The sequence below is a fragment of the Ruegeria sp. CDSA236 genome, from assembly GCF_059611285.1.
The window spans coordinates 134,264-151,442 of sequence record NZ_JBXWPG010000010.1 but is presented as its reverse complement, the minus strand read 5'-3'; the positions used below and the strand labels follow the sequence as shown (position 1 = coordinate 151,442).

The 17,179-nt window shown below is 56.6% G+C and carries 19 protein-coding genes; 6 read left to right on the top strand and 13 right to left on the bottom strand.

Annotated features, from left to right (window positions below):
• Positions 1-212: 212 nt before the first annotated feature.
• The 3 genes from AC2FLB_RS16045 to AC2FLB_RS16035 all read left to right on the top strand — a co-directional run bounded on the left by AC2FLB_RS16045 (position 213) and on the right by AC2FLB_RS16035 (position 3,041).
• Entirely contained in the window at positions 213-1,811 is a 1,599-nt protein-coding gene (locus AC2FLB_RS16045) for a phosphoenolpyruvate carboxykinase (RefSeq protein ID WP_142639267.1), read from the top strand.
• 273 nt (positions 1,812-2,084) lie between these two features.
• On the top strand, positions 2,085-2,462 hold the full coding sequence (locus AC2FLB_RS16040) for a hypothetical protein (RefSeq protein ID WP_246097302.1): 378 nt from the start codon (positions 2,085-2,087) through the stop codon (positions 2,460-2,462).
• A 36-nt stretch (positions 2,463-2,498) separates the two neighbouring features.
• The gene (locus tag AC2FLB_RS16035; RefSeq protein WP_496698419.1) at positions 2,499-3,041 is read left to right on the top strand and encodes a hypothetical protein; all 543 of its coding nucleotides are present in this window, start codon (positions 2,499-2,501) and stop codon (positions 3,039-3,041) included.
• On the opposite strand, the gene AC2FLB_RS16030 is transcribed toward AC2FLB_RS16035, so the two are convergent.
• A complete protein-coding gene (locus AC2FLB_RS16030) occupies positions 3,038-3,802 on the bottom strand; it encodes a sulfite exporter TauE/SafE family protein (RefSeq protein ID WP_496692203.1) in 765 nt (254 codons plus the stop codon). The genes AC2FLB_RS16035 and AC2FLB_RS16030 overlap by 4 nt on opposite strands.
• A 144-nt stretch (positions 3,803-3,946) precedes the next feature.
• On the opposite strand from AC2FLB_RS16030, the gene AC2FLB_RS16025 reads away from it, so the two are divergent.
• Both AC2FLB_RS16025 and AC2FLB_RS16020 read left to right on the top strand, forming a co-directional pair.
• Entirely contained in the window at positions 3,947-5,638 is a 1,692-nt protein-coding gene (locus tag AC2FLB_RS16025) for an acyl-CoA dehydrogenase family protein (protein WP_496709633.1), read from the top strand.
• Positions 5,639-5,851: 213 nt separating this feature from the next.
• Positions 5,852-6,406, top strand: coding sequence for a hypothetical protein (locus AC2FLB_RS16020; RefSeq protein ID WP_496709632.1), 555 nt, complete (start codon positions 5,852-5,854; stop codon positions 6,404-6,406).
• A 2-nt stretch (positions 6,407-6,408) separates the two neighbouring features.
• Here AC2FLB_RS16020 and AC2FLB_RS16015 read toward each other — a convergent pair whose 3' ends face one another.
• A complete protein-coding gene (locus AC2FLB_RS16015; RefSeq protein ID WP_496678791.1) occupies positions 6,409-7,638 on the bottom strand; it encodes an SGNH/GDSL hydrolase family protein in 1,230 nt (409 codons plus the stop codon).
• A gap of 232 nt (positions 7,639-7,870) precedes the next feature.
• On the opposite strand from AC2FLB_RS16015, the gene AC2FLB_RS16010 reads away from it, so the two are divergent.
• Positions 7,871-8,263, top strand: a complete 393-nt coding sequence (locus AC2FLB_RS16010) for an META domain-containing protein (RefSeq protein ID WP_142639257.1) — start codon at positions 7,871-7,873, stop codon at positions 8,261-8,263.
• On the opposite strand, the gene recO is transcribed toward AC2FLB_RS16010, so the two are convergent.
• From recO to AC2FLB_RS15955, 11 genes are all read right to left on the bottom strand, one after another.
• Positions 8,247-8,972 (bottom strand): DNA repair protein RecO, encoded by a 726-nt coding sequence (gene recO / locus AC2FLB_RS16005; RefSeq protein WP_496709641.1) that lies wholly within the window; start codon positions 8,970-8,972, stop codon positions 8,247-8,249. The two genes, AC2FLB_RS16010 and recO, sit on opposite strands and share 17 nt — an antisense overlap.
• A gap of 93 nt (positions 8,973-9,065) precedes the next feature.
• Complete coding sequence (locus tag AC2FLB_RS16000) at positions 9,066-9,389, bottom strand: SemiSWEET transporter (protein ID WP_271951337.1); 324 nt, start codon at positions 9,387-9,389, stop codon at positions 9,066-9,068.
• A 148-nt stretch (positions 9,390-9,537) separates the two neighbouring features.
• Positions 9,538-9,867 carry a DUF1491 family protein gene (locus tag AC2FLB_RS15995; RefSeq protein WP_496690317.1) on the bottom strand — a complete coding sequence of 110 codons (330 nt, stop codon included), beginning with the start codon at positions 9,865-9,867 and terminating at the stop codon, positions 9,538-9,540.
• Complete coding sequence (gene era / locus AC2FLB_RS15990) at positions 9,864-10,772, bottom strand: GTPase Era (RefSeq protein ID WP_271951341.1); 909 nt, start codon at positions 10,770-10,772, stop codon at positions 9,864-9,866. Before era ends, AC2FLB_RS15995 begins: the two co-directional genes overlap by 4 nt.
• 202 nt (positions 10,773-10,974) lie before the next feature.
• On the bottom strand, positions 10,975-11,655 hold the full coding sequence (rnc, locus tag AC2FLB_RS15985; protein ID WP_271951343.1) for a ribonuclease III: 681 nt from the start codon (positions 11,653-11,655) through the stop codon (positions 10,975-10,977).
• Positions 11,652-12,491 (bottom strand): signal peptidase I, encoded by an 840-nt coding sequence (gene lepB / locus AC2FLB_RS15980; protein WP_271951346.1) that lies wholly within the window; start codon positions 12,489-12,491, stop codon positions 11,652-11,654. The genes rnc and lepB overlap by 4 nt, the downstream gene beginning before the upstream one ends.
• A 57-nt stretch (positions 12,492-12,548) precedes the next feature.
• Positions 12,549-12,968 (bottom strand): holo-ACP synthase, encoded by a 420-nt coding sequence (acpS, locus tag AC2FLB_RS15975; RefSeq protein WP_142639245.1) that lies wholly within the window; start codon positions 12,966-12,968, stop codon positions 12,549-12,551.
• Positions 12,965-13,588, bottom strand: a complete 624-nt coding sequence (locus AC2FLB_RS15970; protein WP_271951355.1) for a LysE family translocator — start codon at positions 13,586-13,588, stop codon at positions 12,965-12,967. Before AC2FLB_RS15970 ends, acpS begins: the two co-directional genes overlap by 4 nt.
• Complete coding sequence (locus AC2FLB_RS15965; RefSeq protein ID WP_496709631.1) at positions 13,585-14,331, bottom strand: pyridoxine 5'-phosphate synthase; 747 nt, start codon at positions 14,329-14,331, stop codon at positions 13,585-13,587. The genes AC2FLB_RS15970 and AC2FLB_RS15965 overlap by 4 nt, the downstream gene beginning before the upstream one ends.
• Positions 14,324-15,022 (bottom strand): DUF2062 domain-containing protein, encoded by a 699-nt coding sequence (locus AC2FLB_RS15960; RefSeq protein ID WP_142639238.1) that lies wholly within the window; start codon positions 15,020-15,022, stop codon positions 14,324-14,326. The genes AC2FLB_RS15965 and AC2FLB_RS15960 overlap by 8 nt, the downstream gene beginning before the upstream one ends.
• 16 nt (positions 15,023-15,038) lie before the next feature.
• Positions 15,039-17,171, bottom strand: coding sequence for a RelA/SpoT family protein (locus tag AC2FLB_RS15955; protein ID WP_496709630.1), 2,133 nt, complete (start codon positions 17,169-17,171; stop codon positions 15,039-15,041).
• Positions 17,172-17,179 lie beyond the last annotated feature (8 nt).

The window sequence follows — 17,179 nt, the reverse complement described above, 5'->3', positions numbered from 1 at the left end:
CGTTAATGGTCTTCGAAAAGTGTCTGTATTTCCGGCAGAAAAAACATGGTGGCGCTAAACCTGAACTTGGTTGCGCTAACTGCGCCAAACCGTCCTGTTCACGCCCTAAACGACCATGATAAGACCCGCCCAATCGCCGGTTTTCCCGGTACACTGCCCCAAGAGCGCACCTTGGCCAATCTGCCGCCGCGCCGCCACAGGAGAAGACACACATGACATCTGGACGGGTGAACCCGCAATTCCGCCTCGAAGATCAGGGCATCGAGGGTCTGGGCAATGTCTATTACAACTTCATGGAACCGGCACTGATTGAAGAAGCCCTCAAGCGGGGTGAAGGTACACTTGGCAATGGCGGAGCTTTTCTTGTCAGTACCGGCAAGTTCACTGGCCGTTCTCCCAAGGACAAACATGTTGTCCGCACCGACAGTGTCGCCGATTCGATCTGGTGGGAAAACAACGCCGAGATGAGTCCCGAGGGTTTCGAAACGCTTTATGCCGATATGATCGAGCATATGAAGGGTCGTGACTATTTTGTGCAGGATCTGGTCGGTGGCGCCGACCCCGCTTATTCGATCAACGTGCGCATGGTCACCGAACTGGCATGGCACAATCTGTTCATCCGTCACTTGCTGCGCCGCCCGGATCGTGAAGACCTGGATGAGTTCATCGCGGATTTCACAATCATCAACTGTCCCAGCTTCCAGGCTGATCCGGCCAAGCACAACTGCCGTAGCGAGACAGTGATCGCACTGAACTTCGACCGCAAATTGATTCTGATCGGCGGCACAGAATATGCCGGCGAAAACAAGAAGTCCGTCTTCACCCTGCTGAATTACATGCTGCCCGAAAAAGGCGTGATGCCGATGCATTGCTCGGCGAACCACGCGGTCGGCAATCCCGTTGATACCGCAGTCTTCTTTGGCCTCTCGGGAACTGGCAAGACCACCCTGTCCGCTGATCCGGCCCGCACCTTGATTGGCGATGACGAACATGGATGGTCAGACCGTGGCACTTTCAACTTCGAGGGCGGGTGCTATGCCAAGACGATCAACCTGAACGCCGAGGCCGAACCCGAGATCTATGCAACCACCAGCAAATTCGGCACCGTGATCGAGAATATGGTTTTCGATCCCGAGACCAAGGAGCTGGATTTCGAAGATGACTCGCTGACCGCAAACATGCGTTGCGCCTATCCGCTCGAGTATATCTCCAATGCCTCGAAAAGCGCGTTGGGCGGGCATCCGAAGAACATCATCATGCTGACTTGTGACGCGTTTGGTGTTCTGCCCCCGATTGCGCGGCTGACCCCGGCTCAGGCGATGTACCACTTCCTGTCGGGCTTCACCTCGAAGGTTGCTGGCACAGAGCGCGGCGTGACCGAGCCCCAACCCACATTCTCGACATGCTTTGGCGCGCCGTTCATGCCGCGTCGCCCAGAAGTCTATGGCAACCTGCTGCGCGACAAGATCGCCCAGCACGGCGCGACCTGCTGGCTGGTGAATACCGGCTGGACTGGCGGCGCCTATGGCGTTGGCAGCCGGATGCCGATCCGTGCGACCCGCGGTTTGCTGACTGCCGCTCTGGATGGATCGCTTCGGGATGCGGAATTCCGCAAGGATGCGAATTTTGGCTTTGACGTACCGGTTTCCGTCCCCGGTGTCGCCGAAGTTCTGCTGGATCCGCGTCGCACCTGGGACGACCAGGCCGCTTTCGATAAACAGGCTGAGAAGCTGGTTCAGATGTTTGCTGAAAACTTTGAGCAGTATCTGCCGTTCATCGACGAAGACATCAAAGCCGTAGCAATCGGCTAATGTTGCAAAAGGGGGGCAAACCTTTCCCCTTTTTTCGGACAGCACATCTGTTGGCAATCGTCCTTATACGTCTAACGTAAGGTGTCCTTACAAATTCGTTGCCCGATTTGCCGGTTTAAGCTATCCAATGATGTCATTAAGACAAATTCGCCCGACGCAATCGCGCCGGGCGTTGTTTAAAAATACCTTGGGTAACTCAGCCGCGCACTCACATTCGCGAATTGAGGAACCTAATCAGATAGCAAGTGTATGCCAATGGGGATGAGTGTCAATATGAGACTTTCTGAACATTCAGATTTCAGTTCGTCTCATACCGCTGCTTTGTCGCAGCGCGTGACATGGGAAACGACAGGTAACGAAATGACTGAAATCTTGAAACTGACCGAACTGCGCAAACTGATGCAAAGCATGGAGCGCACGCTGGGGCTGGAACAACTCTCACCGGTAGAGCGCGATATCTATTACGCCGCCGAAGAACTGTCCAAAGCTGACCAGGAAGTTCGGACATTTGGGTTGATTGAACACACGCTTGTGCAAAGCGTCTCGCGCCCGACCTTTTTTCGTGCGCTGAAGTCGCTGGTGCAGAAGGGGTATTTGTCACAAAGCGGTAGCGCGAACCGTGGACGGTATGTTGTGCATGCGCCTAAGTAATAAAGCGTTTGATCTGCGCATTGCTGGCTGACCGCCGTGCGCAGATGGGCCTCTGAAACGTTCTTTGCCTCACTGGCCTACGTGATTGCCTCGTTCCTTACGTTCGAGGTTCTGATGCCACTGCAGAACGTATTCTTCCCCGAATATCCCAGCAAGGCCAGCTTGCTGTTTCTCCCGCATGGTGTGCGTGTGCTCTCTGCTTGGTTGTTGGGGTGGCGGGCGATTTTTGCGCTCTTGCCCGGTGTCTTTCTTGTCTTTGCCTTTCTCGGCGGAAGCGACGTCTTCCTGCCCAACCGTCTGGCCGCCATTGCAATCGCCGTCACAACCGTTCCTGCTGTATTTTACCTATGCAAATGGGTCGGCTTCGATCTGTTTCCCCACCCGGATCGCAAACCATGCTGGTCCTGCGTCATGGGGGTCGGGATCGTCACGTCAATATTGGTGTCCGTGCTGACCAATCTGGCTTTTGGCAGCGGTGGGTTGGAATATATCGCCTTCCTGATCGGCGATATCTCGGGCCTGTTCTTTCTGATGCTGGGGCTTTATTTCACGCTGCGCGCGATAGATCGGCGTGCCTAGCCCATCAGCCCGCGTCGCAACAGGTTCAGCCCTGCGATAAGCAGCACGAACAGGGTGATCTTGCGAAACAGCGCCTGATCTATGCGCGACTGCAGTTGCAACCCCACCCACATGCCCGCCAGCCCCGGCAGCACCAGAGCAGCCGAGAACGGAGCGGTTTCGGCGCGGAAAATCCCGGAGCCCATATGCGCGAACAGCAACGCCAACGCCCCCAAACCATAGATGACCCCCTGCACACGCATCTGCACCGCTTTCGGGGTGTTTAAGGCGGTCAGATAGGCAACGGTTGGTGGTCCCCAAATTCCAGACATCCCCCCGACAAAGCCTGCAACCGCGGCGATCATGGCCTCTATTCGGGCAGATGGGCTGGCCAATTTCAGACGCAGACCCAATACCTGGATCAATGCAAAGACTGTCACCGGGATGCCAATCATCAACAAAAAAGTTGATGCTGGCACAGCGCTGACCAACTGAGCACCAATCAGCAGAAACACCAACCCGACAACCAGAAATACACGGAACTGACGGATCGAGGACACGGCGGCCGGAACACCCCCGCGCAATGCCTGCACCCCATTTGTCACCAGGGTTGGCAGAATAAGCCCCGCGATCGCCATATCCGGCGAAAGGAACATGCTCAGCCCCGAGATCAGAACCATTGGCATGGCAAACCCGACCATGCCTTTGACCCAACCGGCAATGAAGGCAACCCCACAGGCCAGCAGCAGTTCTTGGGCAGAGAGCATAGAAAACAACGTCATGTCCCCCTGATATCACTCCTAACGGGTGCTGCACTGCAAAAATGATCAAGCAACTTTAGAACTTTTCAGTCGCATAATTCGTATTTTTGTTGCGCTGCACGTGCAGCATGATATGACCAGACAACTTTAGGAGAAAGCTGATTCATGGCCCATGACGGACAGGATATGACCCAGATGATTACATCCGCGATTTTGCCCGAGCTTCTAACGCTGACACGTGCGGCTCTGCCCGCCGTGGAGACCGTATTCGAACGCGCCCGCGAGTCGGTTCGCGCGATGGTGACAAAAGATGGTCGCGTGTCCGGCGCTCTGATCGAGGCCAATCAGACCGCCGCTCATGGGTTGGCATGGCTGGCGACATACAACCAGTCGCTGCTGCAAATGCAACGCTGGGCCGATGCTTTGGAGGCAGAAGGCAAATTCGGCGAGATCGAACAGCTGCTGCACCAAATCGCCTTTGGTGAATACTTGCATCAGGTCGCGGGCGGCATCCCAATGAACCAGGGCGAGATTTTGCGTCTTCAGGACATGGGTCTGGGCTGGGACGCGCTGTCCGGTTTCCAAAGCGCCGAAGTTCAGACACTGATGGCACAGGCCAATTCACAGGCCGCACGCGGTCGCTTGGTTGAACTGATGGAAGAACAGGCCGGTGCCACGATGTTCGGAACTTCGGGCTTGGACGAAGAACTGGAAATGATCCGCGACCAGTTCTGCCGCTATGCCCAGGAAAAAGTCGAACCAAACGCCCATGATTGGCACCTCAAGGATGAGCTGATCCCGATGGAGATCATCGAGGAACTTGCCGAGATGGGTGTATTTGGCCTGACCATCCCCGAAGAGTTCGGAGGGTTTGGCCTTTCCAAAGCCTCGATGTGCGTGGTGTCCGAAGAATTGTCGCGCGGCTATATCGGTGTCGGTTCGCTGGGCACCCGGTCCGAGATTGCGGCCGAGTTGATCATTGCCGGCGGAACGGATGAGCAGAAAGCCCAGTGGTTGCCCAAGATCGCCAGCGCCGAGATTCTGCCGACGGCTGTTTTCACCGAACCCAACACGGGCTCGGACCTGGGCAGCCTGCGCACCCGTGCGGTCAAGAATGCGGATGGTGATTACGAAATCACAGGCAACAAGACCTGGATCACCCATGCGGCGCGAACCCATGTGATGACTTTGCTGGCACGCACCAACTCTGACACCTCCGATCATCGCGGCCTGTCGATGTTCCTGGCGGAAAAGACGCCCGGCACGGACGACAACCCCTTCCCCACCCCCGGCATGACTGGCGGTGAGATTGAAGTGCTGGGTTACCGCGGCATGAAGGAATACGAGCTGGGCTTTGATGGCTTCAAGGTCAAGGGTGAGAACCTTTTGGGTGGCGAAGAAGGCAAGGGATTTAAACAGCTCATGGAAACCTTCGAATCCGCCCGCATCCAGACCGCAGCCCGCGCCATCGGTGTGGCCCAAAGCGCGCTGGACATCGCCATGCAATATGCGCAGGACCGCAAACAGTTCGGCAAGTCGCTGATCAACTTCCCCCGCGTGTCCGGCAAGCTGGCGATGATGGCCGTCGAGATCATGATCGCACGACAGCTGACCTATTTCTCGGCTTGGGAAAAAGACAACGGTCATCGCTGCGATCTTGAGGCCGGGATGGCCAAGCTGCTGGGCGCCCGCGTGGCCTGGGCTGCTGCCGATAACGGCCTGCAGATCCACGGCGGCAACGGCTTTGCACTGGAATACAAGATCAGTCGCGTGCTGTGTGACGCACGTATTCTCAATATTTTTGAAGGGGCTGCCGAAATTCAGGCACAGGTGATCGCGCGGCGTCTGCTGGGCTGACCTGTTAAAGCAATCCTGTTTCCCCAACTCGACCCGGCGCACGCGCCGGGTTTTTTTGCCCGCAATACTACAATCTTCTGTTCCCAGTATTATTATTGTTACCTGCCCTCATGTCCACGCTCGACCATGACCAGCCGCAGCACAAACTTCCCCCTATCACTGCGTCGATTATCCCGGTAGATCAGCGATTGATCACGAACCAGCGGCGAACACATGACCCGATCCATTCTTGTCCTTCTGGCCACGCTTGCGGCACTGGCCCTTGCCGGCTGTGCCACCCCTCAACCGACCGCAACGCAGAACGACATAGACGAGCTGGCGCTCGCCATCCGTTCTATGGGCCCTGAGGTTGATCCAGCCGAGGCACAGAAGGCGGCCACCATTGCCTATACCTATTCGCAGCGTCTGGCCCGAGAATGGCAGGTCACCGACCCGGCCATCATCCACAACGCCAAGGTCATTAACGGATTTCGTGAGCGCGGCCTGTGCAACGACTGGGCCGAAGCGATGACCAGCCGTTTAAGGGCAGAAAACTTCCGCACCCTGGAAATGCACTGGGCTACATCACCGCCAACGCCGCTGAGGATCATCCACCATTCCGCAGTGATCAGCGCAAAGGGCGACACGATGTTCGAAGGCATCATCCTTGACCCATGGCGCAACAGTGGCGCGCTGACATGGGCGCCAACGCGCGAAGATACGCGATACAACTGGCGTACCCGCATGGAGGTGCGCACCGCTTTGCTAAATGGAGAGCAACCCTACTGAGGTCAGGACGGGGTCTTACACTGGCTGATCCGTTCCGCCACCACGGGCAGCATCCGCGCAGCCACCAGCTTTGACCCTTCGGGCGTCAGATGCGTGTAATCGACATACAGCACCTTGTCTTTGTGGAGTGGACCGCCGATCTCGGCAATATCGGTGAAAGGCACATTGGCCTCTTCAAACAAAGCAGGGAAATCGACCCGCGCGCGATGCATCAGATCTTCGCGTCCCGGCTTGTACCAATCCCGCGTGAGCTGGGCGATTTCGCGGTCGGTCTCGCTTAGGACATTGGTGTCCTCATAGACGACCTCAGGCTGCAAAAAGACGTGATAGCAAAACCCGTGGTAATCGCCGAATGTTTCGATCAGCTTGTAATTGCGCAAAAATCCGACCTTTGCAGTCTGTGCAAGCTCAGCTGAAAAGTCTCTTTGCAAGGCGGTAACATCCCCATACGTGATATTTTTGGGGATTTCATAGCGGTCGAACAAGCCTTGCGTAAATTTCGAAGCCAGTTTGAAGGTATAGGAATACTGCGCCGGGTACCGCAGGAACGCATAGGCTGAAAAGAAGGGTTTGCGATCATTCAAGGCGTCAATCATGCGTGCGGACGAGTAAGCATAACTTTGGACCGGATTATCGACCCCAACATTGTAAAAATCATTGTGGCCATCCAGAAACACAATCATGTCCGGGCTGTACTCATATAGCGTCTCGTACAGGTACAACACATGTTGAAAACTGTGATACGCAACAACTCCGGCGTTGATCACCTCAATCGTCACACCGGGCATCTGATCGCCCAACCGCTCGCGCAGGTCCTGCTGCAGGAAATACGCAACCGTTTCCTGATTGGCGAGCGTTGGGTGGTCAGGATAAATACTGCCCTGCGATCCGATGGCATAAGCAGTTGAGCCACCCATCAGAAAAATGCGGAACGTGTCGTCGGGTTTTGGCTGTTCAATCAGCGTATCGTGGCGGAACCCTTGATCGGAATGGATACGCTGCCCGCCAGTATCAAATCCTCGCTGATAGTCTGGGTTCAGTTTGTGACCACGGATCGAAGAGTATAGATGTCGCTCTGCCGTATTGCCCAGCGTGTTGTCATACACATAAACCACGGTGAAATACGAAAGCAGTTCAACCAGCAGGAAGAGAAAGAGGGCATAGATCAAAATCATAAAAAACTTGGTTACAGGTCGCATCCGCCCCATGCCAACATCATCATTTCCGCTCACTACGAAGCTCCAATTCTATCAGGTCAAAATCAAATAAACCTGGCGTATATACCGGTGTAAAAATTCCACCTAACTGCCCAAATCTTAGGAAAGGCCCGTTATTCGCTTTCAATATGTCCAAGATGTTTTGCAAGTCAACGGTCACCATTGTATCCGATTCTTTACCTAGTCGGTTCAAAACAATGCGTCCAAGCCCAGGAAACTGTTCTTCGCTGAATTCAGGAATTCTGCCATGTTGCGTTACATAATGCTGCTTTCCCTTTCCGGATTACTCCAATGTCAGAAGGATGAAACCGTTGCGGCCTATGGCGCTGCCGAACGGGAATGGGCCCTGCAAGAGATCAACGGTCAGCCCTACAATGCCAGTGCCTTATTGCGATTTCTGGAAGAAGGCAAAGTAGCGGGCAACGCCCCCTGCAACAGCTACACGGGCAGGCTTAACGCGCCCTATCCATGGTTTGAGTTGACCGGCCTGACAGCAACCCGTGCCGCCTGTGCCGGGCTTGAGGCAGAAGGGATCTATTTCGCCGCCCTGCTTGCCATGACCCAATCCGAAGTATCAGGGAACCTGCTGATATTGCGCAATGAGGACGGGCAGGAAATGGTGTTCAAAGCTGCCGATTGATCTGATCAATAAACCGCGCCCGTGCGCCGGGCAGAGGGTTGTTCCCCAACGACGGAGCAACATGGTTCTCTAGAAAATGTCCGGTGGTCAACAATCCTTGCACCAATTCGGTATCCGGCGCGTCGCCCACGCCACGCAGGCAAGGCGGCAAGGGAAGCAACCTATCCACCCAGTCCCCTGCCCCATCAGCGCTGACCGCACGACCTGTTTTCGGAGAAACATAATCCAAACCTTCTGTTACCCCCGTCACGGCACAGCGTGTCAGGTCAAGGCCAAACCCCAGCTCTTCCAGCAGCGACAATTCCCACCGCAGATAGGCAAGCACCCAAATTTCATCCTGACCCAGCAGGTCCATCAACTGTTCGGTTTGTTTATAGATGCGCGGATGCGCTTCGCGCTCAGGCAAACAGAACGAGAGCAGGGCCACCACCGTATTCAATCCAGCCAGCGCAAGCCTACCCGAAAACGCCGCCGCCGCCCGCGACCGCAGGGGCTCGACCTGAAAAGTGCCGATATGCTCCTCGAGCCGTGCGCGCCAAAGCACATCTAATTGCGCCCCGGGCTGCAGGATCGGCGCAATCTTGCGGCTGGTTCCACCACGTACGACGCCGGCATGACGACCGTGGCCTTCGGTAAAGACCTCGATAATTGCCGCCGTTTCGCCATGGCGGCGTGAAGTCAGAAGTATGCCGTGGTCGCGCCAGTCCAAAGCGTGTCCAATCTTGTGGGTCAGTCCTGCCCGAGCAAAAGAACGCAAAGCCGGGACCACTGCAAGAGAGACCGGGAAATCGTCGACCTATTGTCAGAACGTGACCCCCGCGTGGATCAGGATACCCAGGACCATAAGAAGGTTCAGCACCATAGAAATGCCGTTGCCAACATAGATGGGCAACTTCTTGACGATCAGACCGTAGATGAACCAAAGCAAAGACAACGCCGCATAGAGCGACCACGTTAACAGCGATTGGCCCGACGCATGTTGAGAGTGGGTAAAGAAGAGCTTCACAAGCTGTGGAAGCGTGGCAAATGGGCCTAAAATGCCGACAAATACCATGAAGCCCTCGAAGTGCTTCATCACAAGACCAAGGTTTGACTTTATGAACTTCTGACCAATTGTTTCAGCCAACGTAAGACCTCTATCCTTGTCATAGGCTGCAACGACCCGTTTCCGCACCATCCGTTAAATACGCATACGAATAGCGAAAATGGACCATCTTACCAAGACCTATGACATAACTTTGGCAGAGGCCTGCACCGCGTCTGTGCTAGTACCGCTAATCCAGACCGTCCTCACCCAGCAAATGGCGCCCCTGCCGGTCTTCGACCTCTATCACCCAGAGGTCAGGGTCAAAGCTGCGCTGGCGTTGGATCGCCTCGTCCACATCGGCCTCGGGACCAGAGGAGAGTTCAACCCACTTGCGCTCACCGCTCATCAGATCAAAGCTGCGCTGAAAGGCTGTGGCCTGACCGTCCAACGTGTTGAGCTTGATCAAAACCGCGCCGGCTGTGTCGTCACCATGGGCCACAACAAAGGCCGGTATTTCCTGAAATCGCAACCGTGCCAGATAGGCGTGAACCCAGAAGTCTGCCGTCAGTCGCGTCATGCGTTTCCGTCTTTGAATTCCAGACCCATTTCCGAATAGCGCTCGGATTCCTCCAGCCAGTTTGGCCGGACTTTGACCTGCAGGAACAGGTGGATCTTGCGATCAAGGAACTCTTCCAGCTCGGCACGGGCCGCCTGACTGACGGCCTTGATGGTCTCGCCCTTTTTGCCCAGAACGATACCTTTATGGCCGTCGCGCATGACATAGATGATCTGGTCGATCTTTGCCGACCCGTCCTTGCGCTCTTCCCAATTCTCGGTCTCGACGGTCAGCTGATAGGGCAGTTCCTGATGCAGCCTCAGGGTCAGCTTTTCGCGTGTCATTTCCGCCGCAATCATACGCAATGGCAGATCAGCGATCTGGTCTTCGGGATACAGCCACGGGCTTTCGGGCAATTCGCCTGCCAGCCATTTACGCAGATCGTCAACCCCATGGCCTTTCTCGGCCGAGATCATGAAGGTCTCGGCAAACGCGTAGCGCGAATTGAGGTCGCTGGTCAGGGCCAGCAAAACTTCGGACTGCACCCTGTCGATCTTGTTGATGGCCAGCGCGACGGTGCGGCCCTGCCCGATCTCATTCAGACCTTCAAGGATGCGCTCTACGCCCTCGGTAATGCCACGATGCGCTTCGACCATCAGGACAACCACATCGGCATCCGCGGCCCCGCCCCATGCGGCGGCCACCATTGCCCGATCCAGACGGCGGCGCGGTTTGAAAAGGCCCGGCGTGTCCACAAAGACCAGCTGTGCATCACCTTCCATCGCCACGCCCCGGATGCGGGCGCGGGTCGTCTGAACCTTATGTGTCACGATCGAGACCTTGGCCCCGACCATGCGATTCAGAAGGGTGGATTTGCCTGCGTTGGGCTCTCCGATCAGGGCGATAAATCCGGCGCGTGTCGTCATCTGGGGTTTGATCCTGTTTGCAGATGGGCCTCCCTATCGCAGAAAGAGGCAGCGGACCAGAGCGATTTGCAGCTTTGGCACTTGCGTTCAGGATGGCATTGGGTGGGGTATGGTGAGCGACCCATCACCGGATAGGATCCGTGTTTGACCAATAGGCATTTCCGGCCAGCCCTCAGGAGACCGACTATTTTTACCCGGTAGACTAATTCTGCAAACGGTCCAGCAACGACTTGGCAGCCGCCTGTTCGGCCTGACGCTTTGACCCTGCTGTTGCCTGCTCTTCTGCCCCGTCCTGAAGACGCGCAGCAATGGTGAAGACCGGCGCATGGTCCGGGCCAGAGCGTCTGACTTCGACATAGCTGGGCGGTTTCTGGCCCCGTGCCTGCGCCCATTCCTGAAGCGCCGTTTTGGCGTCACGGGCGTCGGCCTCGACATCGTGGATGCGATCACCCCAGAGTTTTAGGATAACGGCGCTGGCGACCTCGAACCCGGCGTCGCGATAAACCGCAGCAATGACTGCCTCCATCGCGTCGCCAAGCAAAGCTTGTTTGCGCCGCCCTCCGGACAGCATTTCAGATCGGCCCAGTTTCAGTACAGCACCCAAATCAATCTGCAGCGCCACATCTGCACAGGCCTCTTTGCGCACAAGCGCATTGAACCGGGGTGCAAGCTGACCTTCGCTCGCTTTTTTGTCCGCCTCCAGCAAGGCCGTCGCCATCACCAGACCCAGCACCCGATCACCCAGAAATTCGAGCCGCTGGTTGTCCGGGCGTGTGGCGGACGAAACCGATCCATGGGTCAGCGAACGCACCAGCAGCTCGGGGTTGGCAAATTCATGCCCCAGACGTTTTTGAAACGCCTTTATTTCGGCGGAAAGCTTCAATTCACAGCCTTAAAGAAGCGGTCTCCGCGCCAGGTCCAGAAGAACAGCATCGACCGGCCAGCGGATGAGAACATGATACGATCTGCACGACCAATCAAGTTTTCATAGGGTACATATCCGACACCCCCGGCCGATTGCGGCAGGCGGCTGTCGCTGGAATTGTCGCGGTTATCGCCCATAAAGAAGTATTCGCCTTCGGGCACTGTATAGACGCCGGTATTGTCCGACCCCTGATTACCGATATTGAGCACATCATAGGACACCCCGTTGGGCAGGGTTTCGATCATGCGGGATTTCTCACACACGCCACCACGGCCAACCGGGCCGTTTTCACAGCGCGGGCGCAACCCTTGCGGACCTTGCGGCGCCGCGACCTCGGTGAAGACGCCATCGGGTTGCTGCGGAACCGGAGTACCGTTCAGGATGATCTGGCCCTCGATGATCTGGATACGATCGCCGGGCAGGCCGATCAGGCGTTTGATATAATCGCGGCCCGTTACCGGATGACGGAATACGATCACATCACCGCGCTCGGGATCGCCGGCCCAGATACGGGTGTTGTCATCACTTTGCATCCAGCCACAAACATCCTCGGCGTCGATATTGAGGCCGACGCTTGGAATAATCAGACTGGGGCAAGAGGCATAGGAATATCCATAGGCCATTTTGTTGACGAACAGGAAATCCCCGATCAACAAGGTCTGTTTCATCGACCCTGACGGAATCCAGAACGGCTGAAAGAACAGGGTACGGAAAACGCCCGCGATCAACAGCGCATAGACGATGGTTTTGATCGTCTCCCACACGGGATTTCCGGTTTTGACGTCCTCGGCCATACTGCTCTCCGGTCCTTGGTTTGTTGGGGTGCTACATGCGCGGCGCGGCGGGGTTAGTCAAGACAGAGCGCTGCGTTCGCGAATTGGGCGCGCCTCGATCACCACGAAGGCCTGCGCCCAGGGGTGGTCATCGGTTAGGGTGACGTGGATGATCGCCGCATGACCCTCGGGGGTCATATCGTTGAGCCGTTCCGCCGCCCAACCGGTCACATGCATCACTGGCTGGCCGGTTTTAAGGTTGGTGACAGCCATGTCCTTCCAGGAAATCCCCATACGAAGCCCGGTGCCCAGCGCCTTGGAGCACGCCTCTTTCGCGGCCCAGCGCTTGGCGTATGTGCCTGCTGTGTCGGCGCGGCGTTCGGCCTTGCGTTGTTCAGTGTCGGTAAAAACGCGGTTACGGAACCGGTCACCAAACCTGTCGAGCGTGCCCTGAATGCGGTCTATGTTTGCGAGGTCTGTGCCGATGCCTAGGATCATGACAACCGAACCGTCAAAATCTTGTAACTTGCCACCCCAAAGAACCCGGCAAAGGCAAAATCGAACCAGCGGCGGGCGCGGCGGTAGGCGCGGACTGTGCGTTCGGAAGAGAAAAGGAATGCATAGCTGATGAAAATGAGCAGCGAGCCCGCGTAAAGCAGGCCGAAATAGCCAAGCAGCATCGACAAGCTGGCGTCATTCGGGGCAACGATAGCGTAGATCGAGCCCCAGCTGAGGATCGCCTTGGGGTTGGTCAGGTGAATCGCCGCGCCTTTGGCAAAGATGGTGCGTAGCGAGCCGGTGACCGGGTTGCCCAACGCCATCTCATCCGATGACAGCGCCCGTTTCAGGGCCTTGAGCGCCAGCCAGCCCAGATAGGCTACACCAACATAGCGGATTACTTCGAACACCCAGACATTGGCCAGCATGATCGCCGACAGGCCCAGCGCGGCGGCGATGCCCCAGGCAGCGGACCCCGCACAGATGCCCAGTGCAAAGACCAGACCGGCGCGGCGGCCTTCGTTCATTGCAGTTCCGGCGATGCCCATGGTTGCCGGACCGGGTGAGCCTCCGGCCATCAGCCAGGCGATCCAGATTGCTATGAAACCCGAGGTTATCATCCCCGCGCCTCATCCATCAGGCGGCGCATTTCCTGAATGGCGGGGGTCATGCCCAAAAAGATCGATTCGCCAATCAGAAAGTGACCAATGTTCAACTCGCGCACCTCGGGGAAAGCGGCGACAGGTTTGACCGTGTCGTATGTCAGACCATGTCCGGCATGCACTTCGAGGCCAAGCGAATGGGCAAAGGTGGACATGTCGCGCAGGCCTTCCAGCTCTTGCGCTGCCTCATCCAGTTTGCCTTCGGCATGGGCGTCACAATAGGCGCCTGTGTGCAGTTCGATCACTTCGGCGCCGATGCGATGCGCGGCCTCGATCTGGCGACGGTCGGCGGCGATAAAGATCGACACGCGACAGCCCGCATCACGCAAAGGTGCAATGAAATGGGCCAGTTTGTTTTCTGCGCGCGCGACTTCCAGCCCGCCTTCGGTGGTCCGTTCCTCGCGCTTTTCGGGGACGATGCAGACCGCGTGCGGCTTATGGCGCAAAGCGATTTGTTGCATCTCGGGCGTGGCTGCCATTTCAAAATTCAGAGGTACCGAAAGAACCTCCATCAACCCGTCAATATCTGCGTCCGAAATATGCCTGCGATCTTCGCGCAGATGGGCAGTAATGCCATCTGCACCGGCTTGCTCGGCCAGCGTGGCCGCGCGCAAAGGGTCGGGATAGACCCCACCACGTGCATTCCGCACTGTGGCCACATGGTCGATATTCACACCGAGACGCAAACGGTTCTCAGACATCCTTTGATTCCTTTCCCAAATCCTGGCTCGAGCCTAGTTGGTTTGACTCTGGAACGGCAGCCTCGGATTCAGCCAGACGTTTGATTTCTTCAAACTTCTTTTTGATCCTGTCGCGACGCCGTTGCTGATAGGTGTGGACCAGCGGCAGGCTGAGATAGTAGCAAACCACCCCAGCCAGCAATCCGGGAAGAATGCCGCCAATCAGGTACGGAAAGAAAACCTCGTCGTAGAAAATTCCCAGCCCGTGCCAGTCAGCCACCCGGTCGGTGAATACTGCAATCAGGTTGTCTTTGAGATCACCGATCGCATTGGCAAACTTCCCCATAAGCCCATGGGTGTCGCCCTCTTCAAACTCGGTGCCCAACAGGAAATGCCCGGTCTGAAGGCAAACCACCCCGATGGGCACATAGGTCAATGGGTTTCCGAAAAACGTACCGCTGAGTGCAGCCAGCATATTGCCGTTGAACAATCGCGCAGCCAGGGCGGCAATGCCAAAATGCAGCCCGTAAAAAGGTGTAAAGGCCGCAAACACTCCAAACCCTACCCCGCGGGCGATGCGTTCAGGTGAATCCGGCAATCGCCGGACGCGGTGTTTCACATAGTGAAAGGCCCGGGTCCAGCCACCACGAGGATAGACGAATTCCGATGCGATCTGGACAGGCGAGCGTCGATCTCGGCGCTTGAATACCACTCCTGATCACCCCTTCTCAGCCAGCCGCAACTGCGGATTTAGCTCTGTCTCTGAAACGTTCAACCGCTGCAACATCGCTTTCGGCCTCAAGCATCAACATCAACGAATGCAACTGCTCAAGGTCGCGCAGTTCTACGTTGACCAGCAGGCGGTAAAAATCCGGTTTGCGATCCACAAATTCTAGGTTCGAGATATTGGCCTTTTTCTCGCCGATCAATGTACAAATGCGACCCAGCACACCTGCGTCATTGCCAATCGTAACATCAATCGTCGCCCCGTAGACAGCAGGGTGAGTACCCGAGTGCCAGTGCAGATCGACCCAGCGCTTGGGCTCGCTCTCGTATTCGCTCAGGCGATCACAGTCGATTGCATGCACGACAACACCTTTGCCGCGATAAGTGATCCCGACGATCCGTTCACCCGGCAATGGCTGGCAGCAAGGGGCGCGGTCAAACTTCTGCCCCGGCTCAAGACCGATCACGGCCCGGCGCATCGGAATGGCATCACCATCATCCTGCGTCAGTTCCGGGTAGACGGCGCTGACCACATCATGGGCAGTTAGTTCTGCACTGCCCAGGCGCGCCAGCAGCTCATGCCGGTCTTTCAGGCGTAGATGCTTGGCAGCAGTGTCCAGCGCCTTGTCGGTCGCTTTGCGCCCGACATGTTCAAATCCCGATCGCGCCAGTTCTTTGCCCAGCTTGATGAACCGCTCTCGGTCAACCTCGCGCAGGGCGCGACGAATGGCTGTACGGGCTTTGCCGGTGACGGCAATTTCCAACCACGTGACTTGGGGAGTCTGACCGTCAGCTGTTATGATATCCACCGACTGACCGTTTTTGATCCGGGTCCAAAGTGGCACGCGAATACCATCAACCTTGGCCCCTACACAGGCGTGCCCGATGCGCGTGTGGATGGCATAGGCAAAGTCAATCGGCGTCGCACCACGCGGCAGTTTCACCACGTCCCCCTTAGGCGTGAAACAAAAGACCTGGTCCGAATACATCTCGAGCTTGACTGCCTCGAGGAAATCCTCGTGATCCTCTTCGCTGTCGAATTGTTCAGTCAGGTTGGCGATCCACTTAGCCGGGTCGACGGCAAAGGGGTTTTCCGAACGCACGCCATCCCGATAGGACCAGTGCGCGGCCACGCCGGTTTCGGCGACATCATGCATCTGACGGGTGCGGATCTGAACCTCGACCCGCTTGCCGTCACGGCCTGAAACGGTGGTGTGGATCGACCGGTAACCGTTCGATTTCGGCTGACTGATATAATCCTTGAACCGCCCCGGCACGGCGCGCCAACGCTGGTGGATCGCGCCAAGGGTTCGATAGCAGTCTTCTTCGCTTTGCGTAATGATGCGGAACCCGTAAATGTCGGACAGACGCGAGAACCCCTGGTCCTTTTCCTGCATCTTACGCCAAATCGAATAGGGTTTCTTGGCACGGCCAAAAACCTCGGCTTCAATCCCGGCCTTTTCAAGTTCGTGCCGCATGTCGCCGGTGATCCGGTGGATCACGTCACCCGTTTCGCGCTGCAGCGTGATGAAGCGGCGGATGATGGACTGTCGGCCTTCAGAGTTGAGAACGCGGAAGGCGAGGTCTTCCAGCTCTTCCCGCATCCATTGCATACCCATACGGCCTGCAAGCGGCGCGTAGATATCCATCGTCTCGCGCGCTTTGACGATCTGCTTTTCGGGCCGCATCGCCTTGATTGTGCGCATATTGTGCAGACGGTCTGCCAGCTTGACCAGAATGACCCGCAAATCCTTGGACATCGCCATAAACAGCTTGCGGAAGTTCTCGGCCTGTTTGGTTTCGCGGCTGGACAGCTGAAGGTTTGTCAGTTTGGTGACCCCATCAACCAGCTTGGCGACTTCTTCGCCAAACAGCTCAGACACTTTGCCGTAATTGGCCTTGGTGTCTTCGATCGTATCGTGCAGCAGCGCCGTGATAATAGTCGCATCATCCAGACGCTGTTCGGTCAGGATGGCGGCAACGGCAACAGGGTGGGTGAAATAGGGCTCGCCAGAATGGCGGAATTGCCCTTCATGCATCTGCTTGCCGAACTCATACGCCTTGGCAATGCGGTCTGCATTCGTTTTTGGATTGTAGTTGCGGACCAGCGCAATCAGGTCTTCAGCAGAAATCATCCGGTCCG